General features: G+C 70.5%; 2 protein-coding genes. Both read right to left on the bottom strand.

Translation table 11 applies throughout. The features are described from left to right. Positions 1-672 (bottom strand): SigE family RNA polymerase sigma factor (locus ACFVWR_RS19085; RefSeq protein ID WP_387216035.1); only part of this gene is annotated, 672 nt, incomplete at its 3' end. A 196-nt stretch (positions 673-868) separates the two neighbouring features. Beyond that, the coding region (locus ACFVWR_RS19080; protein WP_387216032.1) for a DUF1906 domain-containing protein at positions 869-1,538 on the bottom strand (670 nt) is incomplete at its 5' end.

The following is a 1,538-nucleotide window of genomic DNA, read 5'->3' as shown; positions in this document are numbered from 1 at the left end:
AATGAAACATCGAAAAGAGAGCGCTCCCCTTAATAAAATGGCCCGGCGCAGCTCCGGGTCCTCACGGAGCTTGCCGAGGGCCCGAGAGACCGCGCTCTTGACCGTACCGACGGACACTCCGAGCACCTCGGCCGTCTGCACCTCGCTCAGGTCCTCGTAGTACCGCAGCACCACCATCGCGCGCTGCCGGGCGGGCAGCTTCATGATCGCGCGCCACATCGCGTCGTGCAGGGCCTGGTGCTCGGCCGGATCGGCCGCCGCCACGGTCTCCGGCTCGGGCAGCTCGTCGCAGGCGAACTCGTCGACCTTCCGCTTACGCCACTGCGACGTACGCGTGTTCAGCAGGGCCCGGCGCACATAACCGTCGAGCGCCCGGTGGTCCTCGATGCGGTCCCACGCCACATACGTCTTGGTGAGCGCGGTCTGGAGCAGGTCCTCGGCGTCGCACGGGTTCGCGGTCAGCGACCGGGCGGTCCGCAGCAGTACGGGCTGCCGCGCCCGCACGTACGACGCGAACGACGGGTACGACTTGTGCGGCGCGTACGGCGCCGGACGGGCGGCCGGCACGTACGGCACCGGGTGGGAAGAGTGAGGCGTCATCGCGGCTCGCGGCGCGCTGCGCGTCGCGGCATCCGATGCACTGGAGCAGACAGGCGCCATGGTTGCGGTCATGGCTCCACGCTAGGAGCGCCCCCTACGATCGCGGATCGGCCGCAGGTCCCGAAGCGGTGTCCGCCTCAGGTTGTAGGAGTGGTGGTATCCCCACCTCCTGAAGGTGGAGGACGCGGTACGCACCCCTGAGGGTTCATCCCTGAGAGCCATTCCATGGGCTTCCTTCCACTCTGCCACTCCCGCGGACCGGGGCGGCTCATCTGATGCGGGCCACCGGCGCGTGCACCAGATTCCGGTCGATGACGAGAGTCCGCCCGCCGTGCCGCTCCTTCACGTTTCCCGCGTACTGGTGGATCCTGCGCCGCGAACTCCAGGCGGACCCCCGCAGCACGGGCTCCCCGGCCAGCCGGGGCCGCGTGTGCCAGCGCGCGAACCAGATCACCGACGGCAGATCCCGCGCCCCCGCCCGCGCCGCAGCCCGCATGTGTGCCACCCCGGAGTCGGCACTGCTGTAGAACCCGGGCAGGTAGCCCTTCCCGCGCACCTGCCGGTCCCAGCCCCGCACGAAGGTGAGCGTCGTGCGGGCGCACTTCTTCTGCCGGTACTTGTATGCCTCCATGTCGAGATAGAGCGGGCTGCCCGGCCGGATGCCGACGGCCCGCGCCCTGCGTACGGCGTCCCGCCCCTCCTGCACGCCCTGGCGCCAGGCGTGACGGCCGATGCGATAGGCCTTCTTGGGGCCCGCGACGACACACGGCGACTGCGAACCGACGTACACCGGCAGCACCCGCCACCCCAGCCGCTGGACCCCCTCCATCCAACGGTGCCCGAGCCGGGGCTGATGAGGACAGGCCCGCCCACGGCCCCCGTAGTACACGCCCACCGCCCCGTACCTCGACGACTGCCAGCGCCGCATGGTGTCGAGC

Origin of the sequence: Leifsonia sp. NPDC058292, assembly GCF_042880955.1 — a bacterium.
Classification (GTDB): domain Bacteria; phylum Actinomycetota; class Actinomycetes; order Actinomycetales; family Microbacteriaceae; genus Leifsonia.
Note: the sequence above shows the minus strand (reverse complement) of the source record. Positions and strands in the feature narration are given on the sequence as shown.